Origin of the sequence: Duganella sp. SG902, from assembly GCF_013376005.1 — a bacterium.
Lineage (GTDB): Bacteria > Pseudomonadota > Gammaproteobacteria > Burkholderiales > Burkholderiaceae_D > Rugamonas.
Genome location: NZ_JABMJK010000001.1, coordinates 695,279 through 720,721 on the forward strand (window position 1 = coordinate 695,279; position 25,443 = coordinate 720,721).

Sequence of the window (25,443 nt, forward strand, 5' to 3'; positions counted from 1 at the left end):
AACTTCAACAATCCGGATCGAAGTGAAAAATACGCAGCTCCTGGGCGCAGCGGCAAGCCTTGGCGATGCGGGCGGCCCACGCGACGGCATCCTCGCGCGTGGGCAATTCCAGCACGGTAAAACCACCGTCGAGCGACGGCGCCCACGGATAGCCGCCCTCGGTGACGGAGCCGTCCGCCGCGACCAGCACCGGCGCCACCGACTCGTCGATGCCGCCACCGAACACATACACGCCGGCCGCCTTGGCCTCCGCGATCACCGCGTGCGAGGTGCGGACGACGTCCTCCCATTCGCTATCGGGAACCACCATCGCCGCGCTGGGAAACGAAATCAGGTACTTGCTCATGGGGCTACTCGCTTTCCGCAATATTCAGCACGCTTGGCAGGCACGCGCAAAACCTGATCGACATAATAGCCCAGCGCCGCCTCGGTGTACTTGGGATTCGGGTGCATGGCGACGAAGGCCGCGCCCTGCTGGCGCCAGATCGCGACACAGCTCGCGGTGGGCTGATCGCCGTCGGCGCAGGCCGTGAACGCATCGAACGCATGCCGGTAGCTGGAGAACGTGGCGTGGTCCATGGGCAGGCCGTGGCCCGGCACCAGCGTCTGGAAATCCAGCTGATCGATCTCGGCCAGCGCCTGGCGCCAGCCCTCGGCGCAGCCCGTATCAAAGAACGGCAGCGGCACCACCACCAGATCGCCGGCGAACACCGTTTTGCTGGCGGGATCGTGCACCCACACATCGCCCTCGGTCGCGGCATGGCGGGCCAGATGCAGTTGCAACTCGCGCTCGCCCAGCCTGATCGTCATGGTGCCCCGGACCGGCTGGTCGGGGATCAGATTGACCGGATCGTTGATCGCGTTCAAATACAGGCGCGTATCGGTCTTGCGCGTTTCCGGTACCGCCGGATCGTCCAGACTGGCCTTGGCCTGCTCCACGCCCCGGGCCAGAAAACCTTGCAAGGCGCCCTCCACGGCCGTACTCGCATACAGCTTCGCGCCCGGATAGGCCGCGCGGATGCGCGCGTTACCGGTCGCATGGTCGAGATGCCAGTGCGTGTTGATGATGGCGGTGATCGGCTTATCGCGGGCCCTGGCCACCGCGATGATCTTTTCGGTATGCTCCGGATGCCGGCCCGTATCGATGACCAGCATTTCCCGCGCCCCCTCGATGACAATCGAATTCCCGTCCGGCTGCTGATTCGCCGGCACCTGGCCTTCGATGAAGGTGTATGGCGCTTGCGCCAGTCCCACGGCCAGCGCTACGACTCCAGCAACGCCGCTCAAGGGCTCACCGCCGACGCGGCCTGCTCGACAAACGGCCGGCAGTCCACCGGAATGTCGATGATGAAGGTGGTGCCGCTGGCGGCCGAGCTGTCGACCGCGACGCTGCCGCCATGGCTCTCGGCCACAGACTTCACAAACGGCAACCCCATGCCCCAGCCGCTCTTGTCGGCCACGCTGCCATCGCGCCACAAATACTCGAAAATCTGCCCGTGATGCTCGGGCGCGATCGGCGTGCCGGTGTTATGCACCGAAATCAGCAAACGTCCATGCGCCTCGTCGATCTTGACCTGCACACCCTTGCCATCGCCATACTTGATGCCGTTGATGACCAGGTTTTCCAACGCCCGGCGCAGGGAATTTTCGCACCAGTAGCCGACCACCGATCCGCCAGACACCGTGCACTCGGCGGTGTCGTTCAGGCTGGCATCGGCGCACACCGATTGCGCCAAAGGCAACACATCAAACTCGGAAAGATCCAAGGGCAAGGCTTCGCTACGGTTGAAGCTGAGCGCATCCAGCAACTCGTCGATCATGGCGCTCAGGCGCTGACCGTTGTGCAGGATTCTTTTGGCCATCTCGGGCGTCTTCTGCGGCGAGGCCGCCAGGGTCAGGATATGCGCGGCATTGACCATCACCGACAAGGGCGTGCGCATGTCGTGCGACAAGGAGGCCGCCATTTTCTGCCGGAAGGAGTCGTGCATCGAGGTGAATTTCTTGATCGACTCGCGCACCGCCAGATCGATCGAATTATTCACGATGCCCCACTCGGTGCGAGTCAGCGTCACGCCGCGCTCATCCGCCACCTGGGAAAACGCGTCGCGGAACAGCTGGTACTCGTGAACGATCTGCTCGGGCTCGTACGACGTCATGCGCGCGCGTTCGTTGCCGTGCGCGGCCGCGACATCGTTGTTGCTGGTGCCATTGCTGCGCGGGTGGTTCGGCGTGAGCGCCTCCGCGATATTGTCGTAAAAGATGGGAAGCGTGTTCAACAGGATGGGATGCAGCACGTGCTGCGCGCCCTTGATCAACAGGCGGACCTGGCGCTCCCATTCGGCGAACACCGCGTCGCGCATCGCGAGAACCTGCTTGGAGGTGGCCGACAGGCCATTGGGATTCATTTTCTGATCTGACGCCAGCATGCTTGCCGCCTTCTTCTAAGGTGTGCTGTAGGTTGCGATAGGGATGGCGGGCGAGGTTTGGGGCCGCGAAATCAAAATTTCCTACATGATACGGCAAATGCTGGCCGTTTAGCCGCCGGAAACAAAAAAGCCCAACCGCGAAGGCTGTAACGCCGTTCAGTTAAACGGCGTCGTTCCAGCGGAAGTGCGCTGGCGGACGTTTCTGGCACCGGATTCGGCATCGGACTCCGGATCGCGCTCCCGCGTGCCCGACGGTCCGGCCTCCACCTCCCCGCCGGACGGGCTGGAAGGAAACAGCTCCAGCAACGTTTGCTGCACCGACCGCTGGATATCGGTGGCCTCGGCCTGCGGCGCGGGATGCGCGCGTGGCGGGTTCTGCGGTGCGCTGGCCAGCGCACCGGCCACCCGCGAAACCTCACGCGCCGCGCCCACCGCCTCCCTGACCGAAGCCCCCATTTGCCGAAGCACGCTGGTGGCGAGGAGATCGTTGCGAAAATCCGCACTTTCCAACGCCGGCAGATTCATGCTGAACATCGTCATGTCGTGCAAATCGTCCATTTTCTCGCGCACCCGATCCGCGAAGTCCGGATCGATGGCGGGCGTCGGCGCGAAAGTCTTGGTCTGTTTGAAGCCCAGCACAGACAGTCGCTTGCGCACCACATCGATTCTCGCCCCCACCGCGTCGCCATGCTCCGCGTGAAACTCTGCCTTCTCCCGCAGCGCTGGCGCCGCCGTCCGCGCATCATAGGAATAATCGCTCACGCGATGCTCGGGCGGTATGTCCGGCGAGGCGTACCTGCCGTCCTCGGCATGTATTGCCGGCCCCTCGCCCCAGGCGTCGAGAACGACCGTGGGCTGCGCCCGGCCGTCCGGGTCCGAGGTGCGCAACTCCGCCCAGCCATGATCGACGCTGCGATTGAAAACACTGTGCGCCTCCTGCCCGTCGGACAGCCGCGCCGCCAGTTTATGCACCGCGACGGCGGAATGCTCGCCGCAATTGCCTGCGCCCGCGATCTCCGCGATCGCGGCCCGATGCAGCGGCAAGGCGTTCAACTTGCGGCTATTGCGGACCACCCGCGCCGCCGAATAGGTGCGCGTGCTGTTGCCGTTGGAGGACGCGATATCCGTGGTGACGTTGCCCCGCCCGATGGGCAAGGCTTCGCGCGTTTCCTGCAGCACGTCGTTGGCCTGGCGCAGGCGAGCCAGCTCCTGTCCCTCGATCTCCCTGCCATCGATCCTGCGCCCCATGAGATAGCTCGCCAGCTGCTTGTCGTGCGCGGCCAGCTTGCGCGGGGCCGCCGGACTGGCGGGCCGGGGCGCTCGGGGTGGCAACGCGCCCAGCGGCGGCGAGCCGGCGCGGCCAGGGCTTCGGGGCGCAGAGGCGGCTTCGCCTCTTTCCTGTTCGGTCGCCAACTCCGTACTGGCTGACGACGGTTGGGTTCTTGAAATCGGGAGCATGGTTCGGGATAGACGCGAAGGCCGACGATGTCCACCATTTTCATCCCACACGCAGCGGCGTCAGTCCGATTTACGAAACAACCACGCCATAAGCGAAACAGTGCCAAACGAATCCGCGCCCATACCGGCGTATGATGGAATCGAGCCGTCTTAAGAAAGTGGAGCAAGCCGTGGGGGATCTGCAATGCGACAACGCGCTGCTGAGGCAGCGGGCGGACAGCGGTTTCGAGGCGGTTCAAGCACAGTTTGCGCTGACCGAAGAAAAGTTGCGACGTGAGTTCCGCGACGGGCTGCACACGCTGGAGACATGCCTCGGTGCAAAAATCGAGGCGGAAGCGAGGTGCCTGGAGAACAGCTTCAGCAACGAGATTCAACTCCTCGCCGCGAGAATGGATCGGCAAGACGCCAAGATTGATCAGCTGACCAAATGGCTGATCGGCGCCCAGATTACCGCCATGGCTTTCGTGGCCGGCACCGCCGTCCAGCTCTTCTTACGATAAATGCAAAAAGCCCAACCGTGAGGCTGGGCTTTTCTGTGTTCTGGCTCCCCGCCCTGGACTCGAACCAGGGGCCTGTGGATTAACAGTTTGGCGATCCGCCGTATTCTAAGGCTAGGGCGCATTCGATTCCTGCTTATCTGCCGCGTCGCGGATTGACGGAAGGACCTCAACTAGCCGAGGCAAGGCCTCTTGGACTGTGTCCCATACGACAGCCAGATCAATATCGAAATACCCATGTGCAATCCGATTGCGCATTCCCTTCATGTTGCGCCACGGGGTCGTTGGATATCCATCAAGGAAGGACGCATGATCGTGTAACAGCCTGGCCGCTACCTCACCAACAACAATCAGGTTCAAAACAACTGCTTGCTGTGTGCGCTTATCGCCGAAAAAAGTTATTTTATCCATCCCCTCGACATAGCTACACGCCTGAGTGGCGGCAGCCAGCATATGGTCAAGATAGTCCGGCAGACGAAGGACCTTACTCATACCGGCCGTGAATCAGCAATGACCTGTTCTCGAAACTTTGGAGGAAGGTCGCCCGGAATCAGTAGATCAACAGGAACGCCCAGCAAGTCCTCCAACTCGACTTGCAATCCACCTAAGTCGAAAAGCGTGGTACCCGGCAATGGATCAACAAGCAAGTCCAAGTCGCTGCCCTCATTATCCAGCCCCATAGCAACCGATCCGAACACCCGCGGATTTTCGGTACGAAACCGGCTCGCAGCAGCACGGATTGCGGCACGATGCAATTCAAAGGCGATGGAGGGTTTCATGCTGCATCCTTTATCTGGCCTATGTATCAGGAGATGGCACCACTATACCCGAACTCGAAGACACAAGAAAAAAGGCCCAATGTCGCATTGCAACGATCTTGAGCGTTGCAAGCACATATGGGCCTTTTTGTATTCTGGCTCCCCGACCTGGACTCGAACCAGGGACCTGCGGATTAACAGTCCGTCGCTCTACCGACTGAGCTATCAGGGAAAAGAGGCCGCATTATATACGGCCCTTTTTCAGCTGTCTAGGCTGAAAGGCAATTTCTTAGAAACCGCCGCGGAACTGCACACCAAACTGGCGCGGCTCGTTGACGAAGCCGGTCAGGTTGTTGAAGTCGATGCCACCGATGATGCGGCGGGTGTTGGTGATGTTGCGGCCGAACGCTGCCACTTCATACTTGCCGCCATCCCAGTTGTAACCCACGCGCAGGCCGCCTTCCAGCATTTCCTTGCCGGTGAACTCCTTCGATTCGTACAGGAAGAAGTTGATCTTGCTGCGGTACGACCAGTCGGTCAGCACGAACAGGTTGCCGTCGGCCAGCGGGAAGTTGTAGCGCGCCGAGGCGTTCACGATGTACTTCGCGGCCTGTGGCAGCGGGTTGCCGTTGATCGACACCAGGCCGTTGGCGCCGATCGGATCGGTGATGGTGCACTGCGCGCACTTGGCCACGTACAGGCTAGGATCCTTGATCTCGGTGAAGTTGTACGAACCGCTCAGGCTGACCTTGAAGTCCGGGGTCACGAAGCCTTCGATCTCGCCTTCCAGGCCGCGACCGGCGGTCTTGGCGGCGTTGATCAGCTTGGTCACGTTGGAGTTGCCACCCACCACGGTCAGCTGCTGGTTCTTGACGTCGTAGTTGAACACGCTCAGCGACGCGCGCGCGCGGCGGTTGAACAGGTCGGCCTTGATGCCGGCCTCGTACGAGGTGATGGTTTCCGCATCGGCCACGGTGATCGGCACCGATGCCGACGCCGCCGCGATCGAAGGCGCGCGGAAGCCGGTCGCCACGCGGGCGTAGGCGCTCACGTCCTTGTTGATCTTGTAGGTGCCGCTCAGGTCCCAGTTCGCCTTGTTCTTGCTCTCTTCCACCGACTTCGGACCGATCTGGGTCACGTTCCACGATTCCACGGTGCGGAAGTCTTTCTGGTCGTGGGTGTAGCGCAGGCCGCCACGGAGCGAGAACTCGCTGTTCACGTCATAGGTCACCGAGCCGAAGGCCGCGTAGGCGGTGTTGTTCTGGTGGCTCAGCAGGTGCGAGGTTTGCGCCTGGGTGTTGCTGTCGAAGTTGTCCGACGCGCCGTCGCCGCTTTCCTTGAAGTAGTACACGCCAGCCTGCCAGTTCAGCGGGCCCGCGTTTTTCGATTCGACGCGGAATTCCTGGCTGTACTGTTTCAGCTCAGGCATGCTGCCGGCGGTCTGCACCTGGAACGGGATGAAGCCCGGACCGGTCGGGGTGCCGCCGTCGATGTCGCCGCGGGTGTAGTAGTTGTCCACGCCTTCGTAGCCGGTGATCGAGAACAGCTTGACCGAACCCAGGTCCCAGGTCAGGCGCGCGTTGGCGCCGTTGGTGCGCAGGTTCTGGAAGTTCAGGCCGTTGGTGTTGATCTTGGTGAAGTCGTAGCCGTCGGCCAGGTCGTTGGTGCCCTTCTTGATCAGGTTGGCACGGAACAGGCGCGCGCTGCCGTCGGTGCTGCGGGCGTGCACGTTGAACAGGGCGTTGAAGGTGGCGTTCGGCTTGTACAGGAACTGCACGCGCTCGGCGTGTTCGTTGTAGCCTTCCAGCGCGTTGGCCTGGCCGGTGTAGGTGTTGTCGACGAAGTCGTCGCGGTGCTGGCGCAGGGTCGATACGCGCATGGCCCACTCGCTCGACAGCGGCACGTTCACGGCCGCTTCCAGGTTGGTGGTGTTGTGCGAGGCCCACGACAGGCTGTAGTAGCCTTCGACCTTGTCCAGCGATGGCTTGGCCGATTCAAACTTGACCACGCCGGCCGGGGTGTTGCGGCCGAACAGGGTGCCTTGCGGGCCGCGCAGCACCTCCACGCCGGCCACGTCGAATACCGGGAAACCTTTCAGGATGCCGTTCTCTTGCACCACGTCGTCATACACCAGCGACACCGGCTGCGAGGCGAAGGTCGAGAAGTCGGTGTTGCCGTAGCCGCGGATGTAGAAGCGCGGGAAGGTACGGCCGTTGGACGATTCCACGTTCAGCGAAGGCACTTTGCCGGCCAGGAAGCGGATGTCCTGGCCGCCGGACAGCAGCACGTCCAGCTTTTCGTTGTTCAGCATGGTCACGGAAACTGGCACATCCTTGATGTTTTCCGCGCGGCGCTGGGCGGTCACGGTCACGGTTTCCAGCTGTGGCTGTTGGGCGGTGGCGGCGTCAGTTTGTGCCAGGGCGGAGCCGATAGGCAAAATGGCGCTCAGCGCCAGTACGCGCTTGTGCATCTTCGACAGTTTGATCATTCAATTTCCCGGTTTAAATGTAGTGCAAAGAGTTAGAAACAGTGTCTCCTGCTTTCTCTTTTTTGCGGTGCAGCGCTTGTTGTGAATATCAATAGTGCACTGACTTTTTTGAAAGGCGATATTCTTTCAGATTGATACCATGTATTGCAAGCTGAATATAACTGAATCCAAATTAACGGTTGGAAATTCGGTTGAGCATATGCAAAGACTGAATATTCAGTGGCTTAGGCGTGTCGCCCGCGCCACCTAGTGATGATATCGGTAAGCTTGCCGGGGCGGCATCGGGCGGCGGGAAAACGCGGCAATTGTAGGAAAATTGCCACAAAAAACAGCACGGCCAGCGCGTGGCTGGCCGTGTGAGGGAGGATTACATGCCCAGCGACCTGAGCAGTTCGTCGGCGTCGGTGTCGCCGCCGCCGGCGCTGGCGGCCGGGGCCGATGCCGCCTGGGCCGCGCGCTGCTGCTCCAGCAGCGCGTCCGGATCGTCGATTTCGCTGGCGTCAAAGTCGTGCAGGCGGATGAACTCGGTGCGGTCGATCGCCAGCTCCAGGTAGAACACATTGCCGCTCTCGGTGTAGAAGCTGACGCGGCGCATCTCCGGGCGGTCCAGCGGGGTGTCCACGCTGAGCACGATCTGCTTGTTCAGCACCAGCATCTTCGGCTGGTTCTGGGTGATGTTGGTCTGCAGTTCTCGCCGCACCTTGCCGGTGAAGTCGCCGACGATCTGGTTCATCAGCTCGCCCATGATGTTGGCCACCTCGTCCGAGGTGTGGGAGCTGGCCAGCTCGGACTTCGGCATGCCCATGTTGATCATGTAGCGCTCATAGATTTCCATCGCCGTGCCGGCCGCGAAGTTCAGCACCACCAGGCCGGTGAAGCCGCCGTCAAACAACACGAAGCAGCCGATGTCGGGCTTGAGGCCGATCTTGGTGATGCGCTGCACCATGCCCGAGTACACCACCTTGTTCTGGGTCGCCGCTTCCAGCACCTTGCTGACCGACTTGCACAGGCTCTCCAGCAGATCTTCCGTGCCGTAGACAACCGCTCTGTTTTCGCTGCTCATAATCTACCTCTACTCTATTCGTACTTGGTGAGAAACATCACTCAGAATACCGAGTGGCAAGTTTCCCGTCCATAGGAATCGCGGATTTCTGTGACATTTAGCTGAGCGCGTTCTTTTCGCCCAACCTCGCCAGCGTCGCGGCGCCACCATGCATCACCGCGGCGAGCCGGAAAAGCAAAAAGCCCAACCGGTGAGGGGCGGGCTTTCTCGTATTCTGTATTTTGGCTCCCCGACCTAGACGCGAGCCAAGGACCTGCGGATTAACAGAAGGGGGCGCCCAGAAGCTGATGGGCACCAAGTAAAAGAAGCAACGGGTTTTCCAGCCCCTGCCGCTGCATCCCTCAAGAACCGATCAAATACCGAAACAGTATGGCGGCTGCCGTTGCGTCGCTGGTGAAAAATTGATGCAGGACAAGGGCTTGGACGGCCGAATGCCGAACGAGCACCGAAACCAACGTTGTCGCGGCAGCAGCCATCAGAGCAGCGCTAACTATATACGGCGCAAGAAAGTCAGCCGCCCTACAACCCGCTCTAACTCCCGCCGAATTCGGGTGTCATGCATGTTGTTTTGAACATAATGGGTCAGCGACGTAACCTCTTTATCTGCTAGCCCAAGTTGGGCTGGCTTAGCTTTTAAATATGCCCATGCACGTTGAATGGCGCATCGTTGCCAAGCAATCCCTTGCGCTTCTGCTCTTTCCAGCGATTTCTCACATTCCCGCACTTGTCCCAAGCGCGCTTCAATCAAGCCTCGTGTTAACCAGACCTCTCCCTCCATCGGGAGTAGTTCTACTGCCATTACCGATTTACGGAGGGCATCCTCATTATCACGAATATCATGAAACAGGAAATAGGCATACCTATCCCAGAGCCAACCATTGTCGCGGTCTACCATGATCGCCAATTCAAAAAGGCGCTTACTTTCATCAAAATCTCCTTCATGGCGAGCCCGATGCGCTGCCTTTGCTTGTGGCGTCCTGAACGCAGCCGCAATTCTGTCGCCTGTGTATGATCTTGTGCCCTTAAGGTAGGCAGAATACTGCGTTCGCGCTTTATTTATTTCCACATCACTCGGACTCTCAGTGCCATCAGCAAGTTTTACATTCTTCTCTTTTGCATATTCAAGGAAATTATTTGAGAACGTTAATTGCAAGTCCCCTTGAACATTGATTTGAGAGGCGATACCACCTGTCTCTTGGAGGGCCAATTCGGCAGCCTGCACAGAAACCCCAACAATATCCGCACAAATTCTCAGGGACTGCGACTCATGTGAGTCTCCTATCCGCGTCATGAGAAGAAGTAACCGCCTTACGCCGGCCCCTAATCGAGCCCAAGTATCTGCAAACAGGAATGTACCAAGATCTTTTCTCAGCATTCCAGCAACGCGATCTGCTGCCTGATCTATTTTCTTCACCGCAGGGTCTGAAAGAGCATTGGCGAAGGCATTTAGTACAATTGGACGCCGTTCCAGTTTATTCAAAGCCGATAGAATTTCCTCGTCCTTCGCTCTCCTGACCAAATGGATATTCAACTTGATGGCTCTATCGCGCAAGAATTCAATGGCCTCCTGCTCTGACAGTGCGTCAATTCCGACTGGATCAGCACCTAATTGTTCATAACGTCGTGACGTTAAAATAACCCGACCTACTCGCCTTGATACCTCTTTAAGTTCTTTACCAAATCGTGTGCGTTCTTCATCGCTCTCGATAAGAGTTTCAGCATTATCAATCACGATTAGAATATCTTTTCGTTCGACTTTTAGCTCATCCTTTATTCGGCCTTGCAATTTGCTTGCCGCTTGGGCTACCTCTAACCGGTAAAAATCGGAGCCTGGATACTCTCCAAAAAAGAGCAAGTGAACAAACGCTAGAAGCTCCATGAGATGGGGTTGGCCGGCAGAGATAGGCTCCAGCCCGTTTATCCCCCACTGCCACCTCTTTGCAGTGTAAAAAAGAATTAGAGTCGGCTTCCACTCCATTTCCTGCTCTTCTTCAAGGACTCGGTGCAAAAACTCAAGGACAAGGGTCGTCTTTCCATAGCCACCGTCACCATACACCAGACATGATCGGGATTCTTCATCAATGGCCCACTCTTTCAATTCATCCAACTGTTCACTTCGCCCTGTAAATGAATCAGTTGTACGTTCGGGCAAATAGCACAGTGGTTCCCAAGAATTTTCCCATATCGATAAACTGGGAGTGCCGCGTCCTGCCAGATTCCTAAAAGGATTAACAGCCTCATACACAAATTCTTGACGTGAATTACTTCCAGTATCTACTTGACAGTACGCCCTTACGACATCCGGTGAAAGAATTTTTATCCGCCGAATGAGTGCCGGCGTCTGATTCCAGCCGCGGATGAAATCTAGATTCCGGGCTAATCGACCGTCCCCGATCTTCGCTTTACCATCCGTTTCAATAACAGGAAGGACTGGCAAAAGATATTCTAATAAAAACTTAAGCGCATCGATCTCTGCTTCTCGTTGATATCCTCCAACAAGCCCATGTCCCTCAGCCCCATCATTTCGAAGCGATACAACAGCCCGAAGTAAACCTTGCAAATTCTTGGGGTGTGCGTTACATAGAAGATTTGCTGGACGTTGCTCTGTAGGTTCCACTAACATTCGTGAGATGCCGCTCCATCCCATTTTTTCACAAGTTATTAAAAGTGCTTCAAAGCCATCTACGAGCGCCCCGTCAGCTGGCGATCTTAATCCCTGAATGATATTCTGGTCAGGCTGCAGGTCAGAAGAGGGGCTCTGCTGGGAGATCCATTCAAGTAGCCCATATGTCACCTGCTGCAAAAGAAGACGAATTGAGGAAATTACACGGACACGACATTCAACGTCTGAGTCACATTCTTGAATTCCGACTAGGGTACTTGCAAAATAGTTTTTCATCGTGACCTATCATTTGAAATGGATCGGCAACCATAATTACCAACTCAGGAGAAAAATTAGTAGCTAGTCGCTGGGCAAACGGTTTGTAAATACAAAGAATAGCATGTTGCCTATGCGAAAACATCACACATTCTCACGAATCGTTCAACTGATCGAATTAGATAGCGAGGCAACCAATGCGTACACCGCCACCGACGCACTAGGTCTTGCACGCGAAATCAATCTGCGTCGGAATGCGGTCGCTCATGAAGCACTATTTGATAGTGAAAATGCCGGTCAGCGCCTATGGGCTGACAAAGCGCTACGTACCCGCCCTGCAACGAAAATGCAAAAATACACTAGACGTACTCAACTAACACATGCAATTGCTGATTGGCCAAAGTACTCTACGCTTCAAGCGCAACGGGCAGAGAGGCCATCTAATGCACACCACCAACGCAATGGTTCGACCATGAAAATGACTGCTTATGAGTTCGCATCATCCATCGAGACTCGAATTGAGTCCCTTTCAAATGAGCAATACCATAATCGCGTTCGCCCGGCAAAGCGACTGATTGAAGAGTTATATCCTCTGTCACGCCTAGCTCTAGCGTTCAAGCAGCCTGGGCTTGATGTACATGTCGAAGCGAACGAAAACAGCGGCCGAGCGGACGGGCATATTTGGTTATCTGGATACATAGAAAAGGACTTCGAGGTTCAGGTAACTTTCGCGGGTTATGGTGAAAAAGACGCATTACGGTCAGCTTTGCTAGTTCAGCAGGGTTTTGCTCCAGGGGCCGGTCCTATAGATAAAATAGCGGGGGAAATCGTCGCGGTTATGGAAGCCCAAGACTATGACGCTCCAATAAAGCCACTGGCCGCATCCATACGTGAGCGCACCTTGGCGAAAGCGGCAAAAAAATATGCCCCAGAAACAGTCCTAATCGTCGCATTTGAAGATATGCGCTTGAGAGGGTGTGGCTGGTGGAAGTGGCTCTACGCCGCAATAGAGAACGTAGGGGGAATTGAACGCGGAAATTTTGCGCAGGTGTACCTCTTCAACGGCTGTTCAAATGAATTCCAGCAGGTCGCTTAGGTAAAAAGTTCTTGCTCGCAAGATCTGGAGCTTCGCTTATAGCAACGCAAGCCTAGCCCTGTCAGCATGAGCCCAGCCTAAGGGTAGCGCCCCCACCACCGCCCAACAGCCTCCCCACACCCACTACGCGCAAATAAATGGCCCCGAAAAACGCAAAAACCCAACCGGGTTAGGGCTGGGTTCATGGCATGCTACTGAATTCTGGCTCCCCGACCTGGACTCGAACCAGGGACCTGCGGATTAACAGTCCGTCGCTCTACCGACTGAGCTATCAGGGAATTGAGGCCAGAATTATAGCGGGAGTTTTTTAATTTGGCGAATTTTTTTACGCCATCCCACTCACGCCGCGCTTGACGCTCCCGGCGGGAAAAGTGACAATGAAATGATTGCGCTATTCATTTCGCATGAAACCCCATGGTAATACCATGAGGAACGCCGGCGCGATCCGGCCCCTACAACGATAAAACGAGACACGATGAGCCATACCAACCTGAGCCCGACGGGCAAACTTTCGGTCGTGGAGAAGATCGGCTACAGCCTGGGCGACCTGGCCGCCAACCTGATCTTCCAGACGCTGCTGACCTTCATCGCCTTCTTCTACACCGACGTCTACAAGATTTCGGCCAACGCGGCGGCCACCATCATCTTCATCGGCGGCCTGGCCGGCGCCTGCTTCAACCCGTTGATGGGCCTGCTGGCCGACCGTACCGTCACCCGCTGGGGCAAGTTCCGCCCTTGGTTGCTGTGGACCTCGGTGCCGTTCGGCCTGATCGCCATCCTCGCCTTCAGCACGCCCAACCTGGGCGACAACGGCAAGATCATCTACGCCACCCTCACCTACATCGCGCTGCTGCTGATCTATTCGGCCAACAACCTGCCCTACTCGGCCCTGAGCGGCGTGCTGACCGGCAGCATGCAGGAGCGTAACAGCCTGTCGTCCTACCGCTTCGTGGCCGTGATGGTGGCGCAACTCATCATCCAGGTGCTGCTGCTGCCGCTGGTGCTGATCCTGGGCGGCGGCGACAAGGTCGAGGGCTTCCGCAACACCATGATCATCTTCGCCGTGGCCGGCACCATCTGCTTCCTGATCACCTTTGCCACCACCCGCGAGCGCATCGTGCCGACCGCCGCCCAGCGTTCGACCATCGGCCAGGACGTGGCCGACCTGCTGCGCAACAAGCCGTGGGTGGTGATGATGCTGCTGACCATCCTGGTGTTCGTCACGCTGGCGCTCAAGGGCGGGCTGTACATCTACTATTTCAAGAACTACCTGAGCGAAGCGGCGCTGTCCGCCTTCCTGAAGGACATCGGCTTCATCAGCTTCATCGGTCACCTTAACGCGGCGCTGAACAGCATCGGCCTCACCAAGTTCCAGTGGCCTGAAGACCCGGCCACCTCGGCCTTCAGCCTGTTCAATGGCGCCGGCATCCTCTGCATGATCATTGGCATCGGCTTCTCCAAGTCGCTGGCCGACCGCTTCGGCAAGCGCGACGTGTACGGCGTGACGCTGTTCATCTCCACCCTGTTCATGCTGGCGTTCTACCTGTATCCGCCAACCTCCATTGGCCTGGTGTTCGGTTCGCAGATCCTGCATGGCTTCTTCTACGGCATCACCATTCCACTGCTGTGGGCGATGATCGCCGACGTGGCCGACTACTCCGAATGGAAAAACAACCGCCGCGCCACCGCCCTGCTGTTCTCGGCCATGATCTTCGGCCTGAAGGCCGGCCTGAGCATTGGCGGCGCGCTGGTGGCGGCCCTGCTGTCCAGCTTTGGCTACGACGGCACGCAAGTCGTACAGCCGCAAACCGTGGCCGAAGGCATCCGTTTGTCGATCAGCGTGTACGCCTCGATTCCATTCCTGGTGGGCGCCGGCTTGCTGTACTTCTACGAAATCAACAAGGCGTCGGAGCGCACGATCGAACTGGATCTGCAAACCCGCCGCGCCCAACCTAACGCATAAGGCAAACATGTCCGAACAACTGACCCCGGCCGAAGAACAGGCCCTGCAACGCGCCATCTCGCAGCCGCTGGTGAGCCACATCTACACGGCCGACCCGTCGGCGCACGTGTTCAATGGCAAGATCTACATCTATCCGTCGCACGATATCGAGGCCGGCATTCCTTTCAACGACAATGGCGACCACTTCGGCATGGAGGATTACCACGTGCTGTCGATGAACAGCCCGAACGGCGCCGCTACCGACCACGGCGTGGCGCTGCACGTCAAGGACGTGCCATGGGCCGAGCGCCAGATGTGGGCGCCGGATGCTGCGTACAAGGACGGCAAGTATTACCTGTACTTCCCGGCCAAGCGCGCCGATGGCATCTTCCAGATCGGCGTGGCGGTGGGCGATCAACCGCAGGGCCCTTTCGCGCCCGAGCCGAGGGCCATCGAAGGCAGCTATTCGATCGACCCTGCGGTGTTTGAGGATCAGGGCGAGCACTATATGTACTTCGGCGGCATCTGGGGCGGTCAGCTACAGAAGTACCGCAACAACGAATATGGCGCGGCGAACGAAGAACCTGCGGACGACCAGCCGGCGTTGACGGCGCGCGTGGCGCGCCTGACGGCTGACATGAAGCAGTTTGCCGAAGCGCCGCGCGACGTCGTGATCGTGGATGAAAACGGTCAGCCACTGCTGGCCGGCGACCACGAGCGCCGCTACTTCGAAGGCCCGTGGATGCACAAGTACAAGGGCAAGTACTACTTCTCCTACTCGACCGGCAACACCCATTTCCTGTGCTACGCGGTGGGCGACAATCCGTACGGCCCGTTCACCTACCAAGGCAAGATCCTGACGCCGGTGATCGGCTGGACCACCCACCATTCGATCGTGGAATTCGAAGGCCGCTGGTTCCTGTACTACCACGACAGCAGCCTGTCGAAAGGCATCACCCACCTGCGCTCGGTGAAAGTGACCGAGCTGCACTACGACGAAGACGGCCGCATCAAGATCATCGACCCGTACGGCAAATAAGTCCCGTAGGCGGGCCGCGCAAACTCAGACGATGAGGGAGCGCGACGGCTTTTGCACGCGCTGTTTCTCCAGCACCACCATCGAATCGTGGATGTGCAGGCCGGGGCAGAAGTTGCTGACTTCCGGCACCTTCTGCCCATCGATGTGATACCAATGATGGAGGTCGTCGATCAAGTCCTGCACCATCGTGCTGAAGAAGTTGCTGGGCGCGCGGTAGCCGCCGCCGAAGGTGTCCCAGTACGCCGTGTGCAAGTCCTCGATCATATAGAGACCGCCTTCGCTGACCTTCGGGAACAAGGCCTTCAGCGTCAACGGGATGTGCTCCATCTGATGGCTGCCATCATCGAGCACGATGTCGACGCCGCCCATCTCCTCCACCACCGACGCCAGGAACTGCGTATCCGTCTGCGAACCGATGCGCACCTGGCCCGCAATGCCATTCAGCTTCGCACAGTTGGGATCGATGTCGACGCCGTAGATGATGGCCTCGTCGCCAAAATACTTGCGCCACATCTGCAGGCTGCCGCCCTTGCTCACGCCGATTTCGAGGAAGCGTAACTTCTTGCCGCGATAGGCGCTGAAATAGCGGTCGTACAGCGGGAGGTAGTGGTGCCACTTGTGCACGAGGTAGCCCTTGTTCTCGGCATACATGCGCGCCAGATCGCCCTCGAAGCCGTACTTGGTGCGGATATCGTGCTCGACGCCCAGCTGCTCGTCATAGCCGAACTGATTGATATCGACCAGCGGGATGCGGTTCTGCCCCGACAGCCAGCGCAACTGATCCTTCGGCAGGCCCAGCTGGGTGTGGACGATGTCGTACACCGTCGGGAGCAGGCTCGGATGATTGGTCAGCAAGTGATTCAGGGATTCCAGAATGGTGACTTCGATGTTCTTTTCGCTCATGTCTAATCCCTCGTTGAATTGGTAGCAAGATCATACGCTACGACAACCGCATTACCAACTAAAGAGCACCTATGACAAAATACCGTTTTTAACCCGATGATCACCTGTAAGAATCCCATGCAACGACCAAACTTCAGCGACAAATTTTCCGACAACCTGGCCCTGCTTCCCGTCATGGATGCGGTGGCGGCCATCGAACTGATCGACCAGTCGGGCGCGCCCGTGGCAAAGATTGAAAATAAACCAGGCCAGGCGGGATCGCTGCGCGTTTATGGCTGGTTGGCCGACGCGTTCGGCGCGATCACGCCTGAAGCGGCCGAACTTGGCCTGAAGATTTATGCCGAACACACGCAGGATGCCCGCGCCAACCCAGGCAAACATCCCAACATTGACCGTCTGTTCAACATTAAAACCGCAGATCAGACGCTGCAGGCGAAAGGCTTGTGAGCGCGATTCCCCAACAGGCGCTTGCAATGAAAATGGCCGCCGATGCGTTGCACTAGCGGCATAAGTGAGCGGGGGCGCTGAGTAAGTCCCTGAATCAAGGCTGCTTCGAGAGGCATCCGTAAAACTGCTCGGCGTACTTAGCAGGTATGTGTGCCCGCCTCGAGCCTGGGTTGATAATACCGCGAGCCCCCACCCAGTCGGAATCTCGTTCATTAAGATAAGTCGACAGCTTGCGCCTGTTCCCTGTGCGCCTATCTCTGGAAAACAGACCTTGGACAGCCCCCTCTACGAGAATGGGAATGGCTTTTTTATTGTCAAGTGCGAGGTCTGGGTTTTCCACTAGTTCGTTACCCCAGCCAAGTGCATGACCGACGCGCCCATAATTAATCTTGTGAGTGAGTTGCACGAAACCACGACCGTAGTAGGATTTTCCATTGACAGGGATCGCATAGTTGTCAGACGCGGGCCGGTTGGATTTCTTGAACAATGCGGTTACCGCATCAATTGAACATTGATCGGTTGAGCAGAGACCTTCCCGTACAGGCAACATCTTTCCGGCAGTTTCCCTATATGCAGTTGCCAGAATATAAGCGAGCCAGCGCTTGTCTTCGTAGCGCGTAGATTCCCAGTAATCAAAGATACCGTCGAACGTCTTCTGCGGCTCGCCTTTGAACAGGTATTTGGGAAAGGACGTTGAGCACTCGGCATAAAATGCATCGCGATTTATCTTATGCCCGACTTCTTGAGCCTCGACGTTTATAGAAAAGAGCGGAAGCAGGGCCAAAAGCGCTTTTAGATTTCTCATGATTTTCCTATGGATCAAGTACAAGGCGCATCGCAACTTCACTTGCAAGAATAGCAGCTTGTCCAGTAACAAAACTCTCGGATTGTCACCCACCAAAAATTGCAACCTCCCTATCCGGCTATTACTCAGCTACGCCGCGCGTCACGCCCAACTGTTGCATTTATGACATTCGTTACTTTTCGAGAGAATGTCGTCAGTTAAATAGTAGAAAATTAATTCTTGTAGGAATAATCTTACAAAATAGGATTTTCCCGAAGAGGCGGTTCGGAATTCCACTTACAAAACTCGAAAAGAAGCCTATCCCTGTGGCGTCAGATCCGAACACATATGTGCAAGCTCATCAAAAATAAAACAGAAGGGGAAAGCGATGTCCACCTTAAAGCTCATTGTCGCGTTGGTATTGATCAACAGCTTGGCTGGTTGTGTCAGCATGGTTCGCGACCAAGAAGGAGCAATTCAACTCTTTAGCCCAAAAGATGTTGTTACTGTTAGCGACGCTAACAAGTCAAATCCAGAAAGTAAGAAAGGGGCGTCAACGTCAAAATCAGTTATCGGGCCGGTGGATCCTGCGAACTTCGCCAAGTTAATTAATAGCAACGCATCGGATCTGGACGAGGCGCTCCGACTGTTTGGAATCGCGTGCAATGTTTCGGTCAACGAGCAATGCCGTATGGTCCGGAATAGCGCCCAAGATCGGCTTATCGCATCTTCGAACGCCATATGCAGAGAGTACAAGAACACCTTGAAGCGAGCTCACGCGGAGACAAACTTCGCCTACGGCGGCCTTGCCACGTTATTTGGCGGCATCGGGGCTGTTACCACGGCAGTGAATCCAGCTCGGCTGTTCGCGGGGGCGGCATCAATCACCACTGGTGTGAGAGCGGAAATGAATCAATCGATGTATTCCATGCTCGCCATTGAGATCGTCACAAAAGCGATTGACAAAGGCAGGGCCGATGTCCTGAAGGATATTGACGTGAACCAGCGCAAGGAAATCGGGAACTACAACTTGGAGAGAGCAATTGCGGACGCGGAAGAGTACCATTCGCGATGCTCGCTCCTTGCTGGTTTACAAGAGGCGTCTGCCTCTGTTGCTCAGTCCAGCATTGGCTTGAAGGCACTCAATCAGACGCTTGAAGATCTCGGACAGACCGCACAGATTCAGGTAGGGAGAAAGAAATACAGCTTGTATGGCACGAACCAAGTATTCATTAGCAAAGTCTGCTCTGGACTGACCGATGACTATGAAATCTTCAAGAAAACTCAAGGGATAGACATCAAACTGACTGAGTACGCGGACCTCGACAACAAGTGGCAGACACTGACTGGCAAAGATGAGTATTGTAAGTCCGGGGCAGTCAATCCGACTGATGCCGAGTGGACTGAGTTGGTCGCACAATTCAGCAAAACACAAGACGATGCCCAGCGAGACAAAGTACTTGCTCAAATCGCTGCGCAGCAGGCAAAAGCCACGGCAATTGAGCAATTCCTGAAGGCCAACTTGTCCAGCGTTACGGCTGCCATGCAAAATCGCGCAACCGTCATACAGCAGATTGCCGTTCAAAGAACTGAGATCGCAACGTCATTGGGCACTTTCAAAACCGCTGTCCTCTCTGAGGCCGCAGCCGACAAAGACACTTTCAACGTCAAGGACCTCAAGATGCTCACGGCAAAAGTGAGAAATGTGCTTGATCTCGTCGCAAGGACAAAAACCCAATTAGCAGCAAACGACATCGTTCAGCTGAACGCAGCATTGGGGGCTGTTGACGCGCTCACCCTTGATTCCACGACCAATGACTTGGAAGCTGCAAAGAGTAAATTGGCCCAAGCATTTTCAGCCCTGACTGGCTGGAGCGCAAAATAGGGACGCGGAGGTAGGCTCCCCCGTCGGCACCCCGTAAGCTTGAACCGGAGGAGGCCCAGCCCAATATGCAAGGCTAAACAGGTCCTAAAAAGCAAAAACCCAACCGGGTTAGGGCTGGGTTCTTGGCATACTACTGAATTCTGGCTCCCCGACCTGGACTCGAACCAGGGACCTGCGGATTAACAGTCCGTCGCTCTACCGACTGAGCTATCAGGGATTAGAGGCAACATTTTATACTGTTTCTTTCACACCGGCAAGGTGCAATTTACTGCGGTATTTCCTGCTGCCTTTCGTATCAAGCTTTACAGCTCAACGCGAAGAAACAAGAGTTTAGAGCACTTCCGCGATGGCGTCAATAACGATATCGATATTGCGCGAATTCAACGCGGCTACGCAGATGCGGCCGGTGTCGACAGCGTAGATCGATTTCGCGCGCAATTGCTCGACTTGCGCCTTGGTCAGGCCGGAGTACGAGAACATGCCCACCTGGTCGCGCACGAAGGCGAAGTCGTGGCCTTTGGCTTGCAGCTTGACAACAAACGCTTCGCGCATTTCCTTGATGCGCACGCGCATCGCGGCCAGTTCATCTTCCCACTTCTGACGCAGTTCTGGGGTGGTCAGTACGGTCGCCACCACCTTGCCGCCGTGTACCGGTGGGTTGGAGTAGTTGGTGCGCACCACACGCTTCAGTTGCGACATCAGGCGGGCCGCCTCTTCCGCGGTGGCGGCCACCACGCTCAGCGCGCCTACGCGCTCGCCGTACAGCGAGAACGATTTGGAGAACGAGTTCGATACCAGCAGCGGACCGCCGGCTTCCGCAAAGCGGCGCACCACGGCGCCGTCTTCCGCGATGCCCGCGCCAAAGCCCTGGTAAGCCATGTCCAGGAACGGCACCAGGCCGCCGGCGGTGATGGCGGCGATGACTTCGGTCCACTGGTCAGAAGTCAGGTCGGCGCCGGTCGGGTTGTGGCAGCAGGCGTGCAGCAGCACGATGGAGCCGGCTGGCATGGCCTTGATGTCGGCGATCATGCCGGCGAAGTTCACGCCGTGGGTGGCGGCGTCGAAGTACGCGTAATTGTTGACTTTGAAGCCGGCGCTTTCGAACAACGCGCGGTGGTTTTCCCAGCTTGGGTCGCTGATGTAGACTTCTGCATTCGGGGCGAAGCGCTTCAGGAAGTCGGCGCCGATTTTCAGTGCGCCGGTGCCGCCGATGGCTTGCACGGTGACCGCACGCTTCTCTTGCAAAACAGCGCTGTCGGCGCCAAATACCAGTTCTTGCACCGCCTTGTCGTAGGCAGCCAGGCCTTCGATCGGCAGATAGGTGCGCGGTGCTGGCGCCGCGATCAGGATTTCCTCCGCTTTTTGCACGCACGATAGCAGCGGCACTTTACCGTTGTCGTCATAATAGACGCCGACGCCCAGATTGATTTTCTGAGGGTTTTGGTCGGCGTTAAAGGCTTCGGTAATACCCAGGATAGGGTCGCGTGGTGCCATGTCGATGGCGCTGAACAAGCTAGGATTCGTCATGATAAGATTGGATTCAATTGGAAGCGGTTCGCAGCAGAGATGTATAGACAGCGCCCTTAAAATAACGACTTCAGGCCGCTGGCAGGCCATTATTCTAACAAAGGTCTGAGCAAGATGGCTGAATTACCTGTAGCAGATACCCCCAAGGCGACCGTGGTGACGTTCCCGGATTCGCCGTTCAAATTGCACCAGCCCTTCCCGCCCGCCGGCGATCAGCCGACGGCGATCGACCAACTGTGCGAGGGCATCGACGACGGCCTGTTTTTCCAGACGCTGCTCGGCGTGACCGGCTCCGGCAAAACCTACACCATGGCCAACGTCATCGCCCGCAAGGGACGTCCCGCCATCGTGTTCGCGCCGAACAAAACGCTGGCCGCGCAGCTGTACTCGGAGTTCCGCGAATTCTTCCCGGAGAACGCGGTCGAGTACTTCGTGTCCTACTACGATTACTACCAGCCGGAAGCCTATGTGCCGCAGCGCGACCTGTTCATTGAAAAGGATTCGTCGATCAATGAGCACATCGAGCAGATGCGCCTGTCGTGCACCAAGTCGCTGATGGAGCGGCGCGACGTGGTGATCGTGGCGACCGTGTCGGCCATCTACGGTATCGGTAATCCGAACGAGTACCACCAGATGATCCTGACCCTGCGCCAGAAGGATCGCGTGGCGCAGCGCGACATCATCGCGCGCCTGATCCAGATGCAGTACACGCGCAACGAAGTGGACTTCGGCCGCGGCACCTTCCGCGTGCGCGGCGATACGCTCGATATTTTCCCGGCCGAGAATGCGGACCTGGCGGTGCGCCTGGAGCTGTGGGACGACGAGCTGGAATCGATCCAGCTGTTCGATCCGCTGACGGGCCGCGTCAAGCAGAAGATCCCGCGCTTCACCGTGTATCCAGGCTCGCACTACGTAACACCGCGCTCCACAGTGCTGAACGCGATCGAAAGCATCAAGGAAGAGCTGCGCGAGCGCCTTGAGTTCTTCCGCAAGGAGGGCAAGCTGGTTGAGGAACAGCGTCTTGAACAGCGCACCCGCTTCGACCTGGAGATGCTGGCCGAAATCGGCTTCACCAAGGGCATCGAGAACTACTCGCGCCACCTCAGCGGCGCCAAGGCGGGCGAGCCACCGCCAACGCTGGTGGACTACCTGCCGAAAGATGCGCTGATGTTCCTCGACGAGTCGCACGTGCTGATTGGCCAGTTGAGCGCCATGTACAACGGCGACCGTTCACGCAAGACCAATCTGGTGGACTACGGCTTCCGCCTGCCGTCCGCGCTGGATAACCGGCCGTTGAAATTCGAGGAATTCGAGCAGAAGATGCGGCAGACGATCTTCGTCTCCGCCACGCCGGCCGAATACGAGAAGTCGCATGCCGATCAGGTGGTGGAACAGGTGGTGCGTCCGACCGGCCTGGTGGACCCGCAGGTGATCGTGCGCCCTGCCCTATCGCAGGTCGACGACCTGATGTCCGAGATCACCGACCGCGTGGCCAAGAACGAGCGCGTGCTGGTCACCACGCTGACCAAGCGCATGTCGGAGCAGTTGACCGAGTACCTGAGCGATCATGGTGTGAAGGTGCGTTATCTGCACAGCGATATCGAAACGGTGGAGCGCGTGGAGCTGCTGCGCGATCTACGCATTGGCACCTTTGATGTGCTGGTCGGGATCAATCTGCTGCGCGAAGGCCTGGACTTGCCGGAGGTGTCGCTGGTGGCGATTCTGGACGCTGACAAGGAAGGCTTCCTGCGTTCCGAGCGTTCGCTGATCCAGACCATCGGCCGCGCCGCGCGTAACCTGAACGGTGTGGCGCTGCTGTACGCCGACCGCATGACCGATTCGATGGAGCGTGCGATTGGAGAGACCGAGCGTCGGCGCGCCAAGCAGATCGCCTTCAATGAAGCCAACGGCATCGTGCCACGCGGCGTGAAGAAGATCATCAAGGACATGATCGACGGCGTCTACAGCGAGAAGGGCGCGAAGGAAGAGCTGGAGGTAGCGCAGGAGACGGCCAAGTACGAATCCATGAGCGAGAAGCAGATCAGCAAGGAGATCAAGCGCCTGGAAAAAGCCATGCTCGATCACGCCAAGAATCTGGAGTTCGAAAAGGCCGCGCAGGTGCGCGACCAGCTGCATCATCTCAAGCAGCAGTTATTCGGCGCGCCGGGCGCCGACAACATCGCCTGAACCACCACCCCGCCCCCCCGTCATTCCGGCGAAGGCCGGAATCCATAGAACGCATGAGGGATCACAGCGCCAGCGTTCCATGGATCCCGGCCTTCGCCGGGACGACGGTGCGGTTTAGTTGGCGATGAAGGTGGTAAGCGCTTCAAGCAACTGCGGCGCCACCGGCAGGTCCGGGCTCGCGTAGGATTTCTGCTGCAACGCCTGATCGTCACCGACGATTTTCAGCAGATGGTTCATACCCTCCACAATCACCACCTTCGCCTTCGGCGCAGCGGCGGACAGCAACTTCGCCTCCTCCTGCGGCACCTGAATATCGGACGTCCCCTGCAAAATCAGCACCGGCATCTTCAGCGCGGCAACAGCCTTGCGCGGATCATGCTGCAAAGCGGAGATCAAATAGGGCTGAACCTCCGGCCGATACAGCGCCATCAGCGACGGCGACACCTTGTCCACCGTCTTGCCCTCCTTGAGCGAGGCCAGGATGCCGTCGCTCTCGGCCATCAACGGCGGCGGCAGTTTGTCCTTCAGCTGCTCGCGCAGGATCTCGTCCAGCGAGTGGCCGGCGCCCGCGATCAGCACGCAGGCATCCGCCCCACCCTGCGCACAGGCTTCCGCGGCGATCTGCGCGCCTTCGCTATGACCGGCCATCACCACGCGCGAGAAGCGCGGATCGCTGTGCAGTTTGCGCAGCCATGCGGCGGCATCGCCAATGTAATCATCGAGGCGCAGATTCTCTTCCTTCCACACCGGCAGCGCGCTGGAGCCGATTCCGCGCTTGTCGTAGCGCACCGATGCAATACCCTGGCGCGCCAGGCCTTCCGCCACCATTTTCAGCGAATCGTTAGGACCAGGCAGCAGCGTGCTGTTGCCATCGCGGTCGGTGGGGCCGGAGCCGGAATGCAGCAGCACCACCGGCACTTTACCAGTCACGCCATCAGGCGTCAGTTCAGTGCCATACACCGTGCCGCCGCCCACCTCCAGCGATACCGGCCGCGAGGCGGCAAACACGGACGACGACAACAGCATCAAGGACAGCAACAGCTTCATACTTTTCTCCATTTATTGAGGAAGACGTTTGTACAGCACCAGCGAATAGCCGGTGGCCACCGGCGCCCACACCATCATCACCGCCAGCAGCAGCCAGTACGGCGCCCCCAGCCAGACGGCGATCAGCCCAAGCACACCACTGCCGACCATCAGCTTGCCGGCCAGCCGGTGCGTGGCGTTCCATACGCGCTCGTTCGCCAGCGTCCATGGCGTGCGGATGCCGAGGAAAAAGTTGCGCCGAACCTTGCCCATCGGGTTGCCGACCAGGATAAGGACGATGAACACCAGCACCGGCACCACGCGCTCGACCCGCACCTGCACGCCCAGCGCGGCGCACAGCACCAGGATCTCGACGCCGGCCATCAGCGCGACCGGAATGGCCATCAGATAGCCGTACGTATCGCCCGAAGCCTGCACCTCGAACTGCTTGGGCGACAGCCATGGCAGCGCGACGCCCAGCAGCAGGAAGCCGCTCATGCAGCCAGGTCCCAGCAGCCACAGATGCCAGCGCGGCCCGTAGCCATCCACCTGCCCGGCCACGTTCCAGTGGATCGGCATCGAGGCCGGCAGCGACGGGTAAAAGTAGGCGGTAACGGCCGTCATGGCGGCGATCATCAGGATGCACAGCAATAAGGCGCGAGGCTTCATTTCTTTCTCCCTTGAGGTTGGTCGCCGGCCAGGTCCATCATCCAGGCCAGCACGTCTTGCAGCACGGTGGTGTTGAGGCCATACCAGATGGTCTGGCCTTCGCGCCGGCGCGTGATCAGGTCGGCCTCGGCCAGCACCGCGAAGTGGTGCGACATGGTCGGCTTACTCATGTCGAAGTGCTGCGCCAGGTCGCCGGCCGTCATTTCGCCACTCCGCAGCAGACGCAGGATCTCGCGCCGGGCGGGATCGGCGATGGCTTTAAAGGCGCTGTTGGATGCGTTCATTAGGCAAACATCTAATTAGACAGTTATCTAAATATAGGCGGATTTAAAAGCCGGGTCAAGTCCCAATGCCGCTAAGTTAAGAGCCA

General features: G+C 57.9%; 23 protein-coding genes and 3 tRNA genes. 8 read left to right on the plus strand and 18 right to left on the minus strand.

The window, feature by feature from the left end:
• Positions 1 to 4 precede the first annotated feature (4 nt).
• The 4 genes from FHW83_RS03130 to FHW83_RS03145 all read right to left on the minus strand — a co-directional run bounded on the left by FHW83_RS03130 (position 5) and on the right by FHW83_RS03145 (position 3,674).
• Positions 5 to 346 (minus strand): YciI family protein, encoded by a 342-nt coding sequence (locus FHW83_RS03130; protein WP_176644866.1) that lies wholly within the window; start codon positions 344 to 346, stop codon positions 5 to 7.
• Complete coding sequence (locus FHW83_RS03135; protein ID WP_176644867.1) at positions 343 to 1,287, minus strand: MBL fold metallo-hydrolase; 945 nt, start codon at positions 1,285 to 1,287, stop codon at positions 343 to 345. Before FHW83_RS03135 ends, FHW83_RS03130 begins: the two co-directional genes overlap by 4 nt.
• Positions 1,284 to 2,426 (minus strand): sensor histidine kinase KdpD, encoded by a 1,143-nt coding sequence (locus FHW83_RS03140; protein ID WP_176644868.1) that lies wholly within the window; start codon positions 2,424 to 2,426, stop codon positions 1,284 to 1,286. Before FHW83_RS03140 ends, FHW83_RS03135 begins: the two co-directional genes overlap by 4 nt.
• A gap of 156 nt (positions 2,427 to 2,582) precedes the next feature.
• Positions 2,583 to 3,674, minus strand: a complete 1,092-nt coding sequence (locus FHW83_RS03145) for a hypothetical protein (protein WP_176644869.1) — start codon at positions 3,672 to 3,674, stop codon at positions 2,583 to 2,585.
• Positions 3,675 to 4,015: 341 nt separating this feature from the next.
• Here FHW83_RS03145 and FHW83_RS03150 point away from each other — a divergent pair, with 341 nt between their 5' ends.
• Entirely contained in the window at positions 4,016 to 4,384 is a 369-nt protein-coding gene (locus FHW83_RS03150) for a hypothetical protein (RefSeq protein WP_176644870.1), read from the plus strand.
• 111 nt (positions 4,385 to 4,495) lie between these two features.
• Here the strand turns inward: FHW83_RS03150 and FHW83_RS03155 are convergent, their stop codons facing one another.
• The 6 genes from FHW83_RS03155 to FHW83_RS31250 all read right to left on the minus strand — a co-directional run bounded on the left by FHW83_RS03155 (position 4,496) and on the right by FHW83_RS31250 (position 10,104).
• Entirely contained in the window at positions 4,496 to 4,873 is a 378-nt protein-coding gene (locus FHW83_RS03155; protein WP_176644871.1) for a DUF86 domain-containing protein, read from the minus strand.
• Positions 4,870 to 5,160 (minus strand): nucleotidyltransferase family protein, encoded by a 291-nt coding sequence (locus FHW83_RS03160; protein ID WP_176644872.1) that lies wholly within the window; start codon positions 5,158 to 5,160, stop codon positions 4,870 to 4,872. The genes FHW83_RS03155 and FHW83_RS03160 overlap by 4 nt, the downstream gene beginning before the upstream one ends.
• Before the next feature lie 135 nt (positions 5,161 to 5,295).
• Positions 5,296 to 5,371 (minus strand) — tRNA-Asn (locus FHW83_RS03165).
• A 57-nt stretch (positions 5,372 to 5,428) separates the two neighbouring features.
• Positions 5,429 to 7,627, minus strand: coding sequence for a TonB-dependent receptor (locus FHW83_RS03170; protein ID WP_176644873.1), 2,199 nt, complete (start codon positions 7,625 to 7,627; stop codon positions 5,429 to 5,431).
• Between the two features lie 367 nt (positions 7,628 to 7,994).
• Positions 7,995 to 8,690 (minus strand): DUF3334 family protein, encoded by a 696-nt coding sequence (locus FHW83_RS03175; RefSeq protein WP_176644874.1) that lies wholly within the window; start codon positions 8,688 to 8,690, stop codon positions 7,995 to 7,997.
• A gap of 490 nt (positions 8,691 to 9,180) precedes the next feature.
• Positions 9,181 to 10,104: a tetratricopeptide repeat protein gene (locus FHW83_RS31250; protein ID WP_373997158.1), complete on the minus strand. Its 924-nt coding sequence runs from the start codon at positions 10,102 to 10,104 to the stop codon at positions 9,181 to 9,183.
• A 19-nt stretch (positions 10,105 to 10,123) separates the two neighbouring features.
• On the opposite strand from FHW83_RS31250, the gene FHW83_RS31255 reads away from it, so the two are divergent.
• Entirely contained in the window at positions 10,124 to 10,309 is a 186-nt protein-coding gene (locus tag FHW83_RS31255; protein ID WP_373997159.1) for a hypothetical protein, read from the plus strand.
• A gap of 1,392 nt (positions 10,310 to 11,701) precedes the next feature.
• The gene (locus tag FHW83_RS03185; RefSeq protein WP_176644876.1) at positions 11,702 to 12,664 is read left to right on the plus strand and encodes a hypothetical protein; all 963 of its coding nucleotides are present in this window, start codon (positions 11,702 to 11,704) and stop codon (positions 12,662 to 12,664) included.
• Between the two features lie 202 nt (positions 12,665 to 12,866).
• Here FHW83_RS03185 and FHW83_RS03190 read toward each other — a convergent pair.
• Positions 12,867 to 12,942 (minus strand) — tRNA-Asn (locus FHW83_RS03190).
• 197 nt (positions 12,943 to 13,139) lie between these two features.
• Here FHW83_RS03190 and FHW83_RS03195 point away from each other — a divergent pair.
• Positions 13,140 to 14,627 carry an MFS transporter gene (locus FHW83_RS03195; RefSeq protein ID WP_176644877.1) on the plus strand — a complete coding sequence of 496 codons (1,488 nt, stop codon included), beginning with the start codon at positions 13,140 to 13,142 and terminating at the stop codon, positions 14,625 to 14,627.
• Between the two features lie 7 nt (positions 14,628 to 14,634).
• Positions 14,635 to 15,645 (plus strand): glycoside hydrolase family 43 protein, encoded by a 1,011-nt coding sequence (locus FHW83_RS03200; protein ID WP_176644878.1) that lies wholly within the window; start codon positions 14,635 to 14,637, stop codon positions 15,643 to 15,645.
• Positions 15,646 to 15,669: 24 nt separating this feature from the next.
• Here the strand turns inward: FHW83_RS03200 and FHW83_RS03205 are convergent, their stop codons facing one another.
• Positions 15,670 to 16,548 carry a class I SAM-dependent methyltransferase gene (locus FHW83_RS03205; protein ID WP_176644879.1) on the minus strand — a complete coding sequence of 293 codons (879 nt, stop codon included), beginning with the start codon at positions 16,546 to 16,548 and terminating at the stop codon, positions 15,670 to 15,672.
• A gap of 117 nt (positions 16,549 to 16,665) precedes the next feature.
• Between FHW83_RS03205 and FHW83_RS03210 the strand changes: the two genes are divergently transcribed.
• Positions 16,666 to 16,995 (plus strand): DUF2322 family protein, encoded by a 330-nt coding sequence (locus FHW83_RS03210; RefSeq protein WP_176644880.1) that lies wholly within the window; start codon positions 16,666 to 16,668, stop codon positions 16,993 to 16,995.
• Between the two features lie 94 nt (positions 16,996 to 17,089).
• Here FHW83_RS03210 and FHW83_RS03215 read toward each other — a convergent pair whose 3' ends face one another.
• A complete protein-coding gene (locus FHW83_RS03215) occupies positions 17,090 to 17,800 on the minus strand; it encodes a glycoside hydrolase family 19 protein (RefSeq protein WP_176644881.1) in 711 nt (236 codons plus the stop codon).
• 367 nt (positions 17,801 to 18,167) lie between these two features.
• Between FHW83_RS03215 and FHW83_RS03220 the strand changes: the two genes are divergently transcribed.
• Entirely contained in the window at positions 18,168 to 19,664 is a 1,497-nt protein-coding gene (locus tag FHW83_RS03220) for a hypothetical protein (protein WP_176644882.1), read from the plus strand.
• A gap of 141 nt (positions 19,665 to 19,805) precedes the next feature.
• On the opposite strand, the gene FHW83_RS03225 is transcribed toward FHW83_RS03220, so the two are convergent.
• Both FHW83_RS03225 and FHW83_RS03230 read right to left on the minus strand, forming a co-directional pair.
• Positions 19,806 to 19,881: transfer RNA gene (locus tag FHW83_RS03225), tRNA-Asn, on the minus strand.
• Positions 19,882 to 19,994: 113 nt separating this feature from the next.
• Entirely contained in the window at positions 19,995 to 21,191 is a 1,197-nt protein-coding gene (locus FHW83_RS03230; protein WP_176644883.1) for an amino acid aminotransferase, read from the minus strand.
• Between the two features lie 114 nt (positions 21,192 to 21,305).
• Here FHW83_RS03230 and uvrB point away from each other — a divergent pair, with 114 nt between their 5' ends.
• Complete coding sequence (gene uvrB / locus FHW83_RS03235) at positions 21,306 to 23,378, plus strand: excinuclease ABC subunit UvrB (protein ID WP_229223994.1); 2,073 nt, start codon at positions 21,306 to 21,308, stop codon at positions 23,376 to 23,378.
• 114 nt (positions 23,379 to 23,492) lie between these two features.
• Here the strand turns inward: uvrB and FHW83_RS03240 are convergent, their stop codons facing one another.
• Genes FHW83_RS03240 through FHW83_RS03250 form a run of 3 tightly spaced genes read right to left on the minus strand, consistent with a single transcriptional unit; the run spans position 23,493 to position 25,357 of the window.
• Positions 23,493 to 24,425, minus strand: a complete 933-nt coding sequence (locus FHW83_RS03240; protein WP_176644884.1) for an alpha/beta hydrolase — start codon at positions 24,423 to 24,425, stop codon at positions 23,493 to 23,495.
• A gap of 12 nt (positions 24,426 to 24,437) precedes the next feature.
• Positions 24,438 to 25,073, minus strand: coding sequence for an SdpI family protein (locus FHW83_RS03245; RefSeq protein WP_176644885.1), 636 nt, complete (start codon positions 25,071 to 25,073; stop codon positions 24,438 to 24,440).
• Positions 25,070 to 25,357, minus strand: coding sequence for an autorepressor SdpR family transcription factor (locus tag FHW83_RS03250; protein ID WP_176644886.1), 288 nt, complete (start codon positions 25,355 to 25,357; stop codon positions 25,070 to 25,072). The genes FHW83_RS03245 and FHW83_RS03250 overlap by 4 nt, the downstream gene beginning before the upstream one ends.
• Positions 25,358 to 25,443 lie beyond the last annotated feature (86 nt).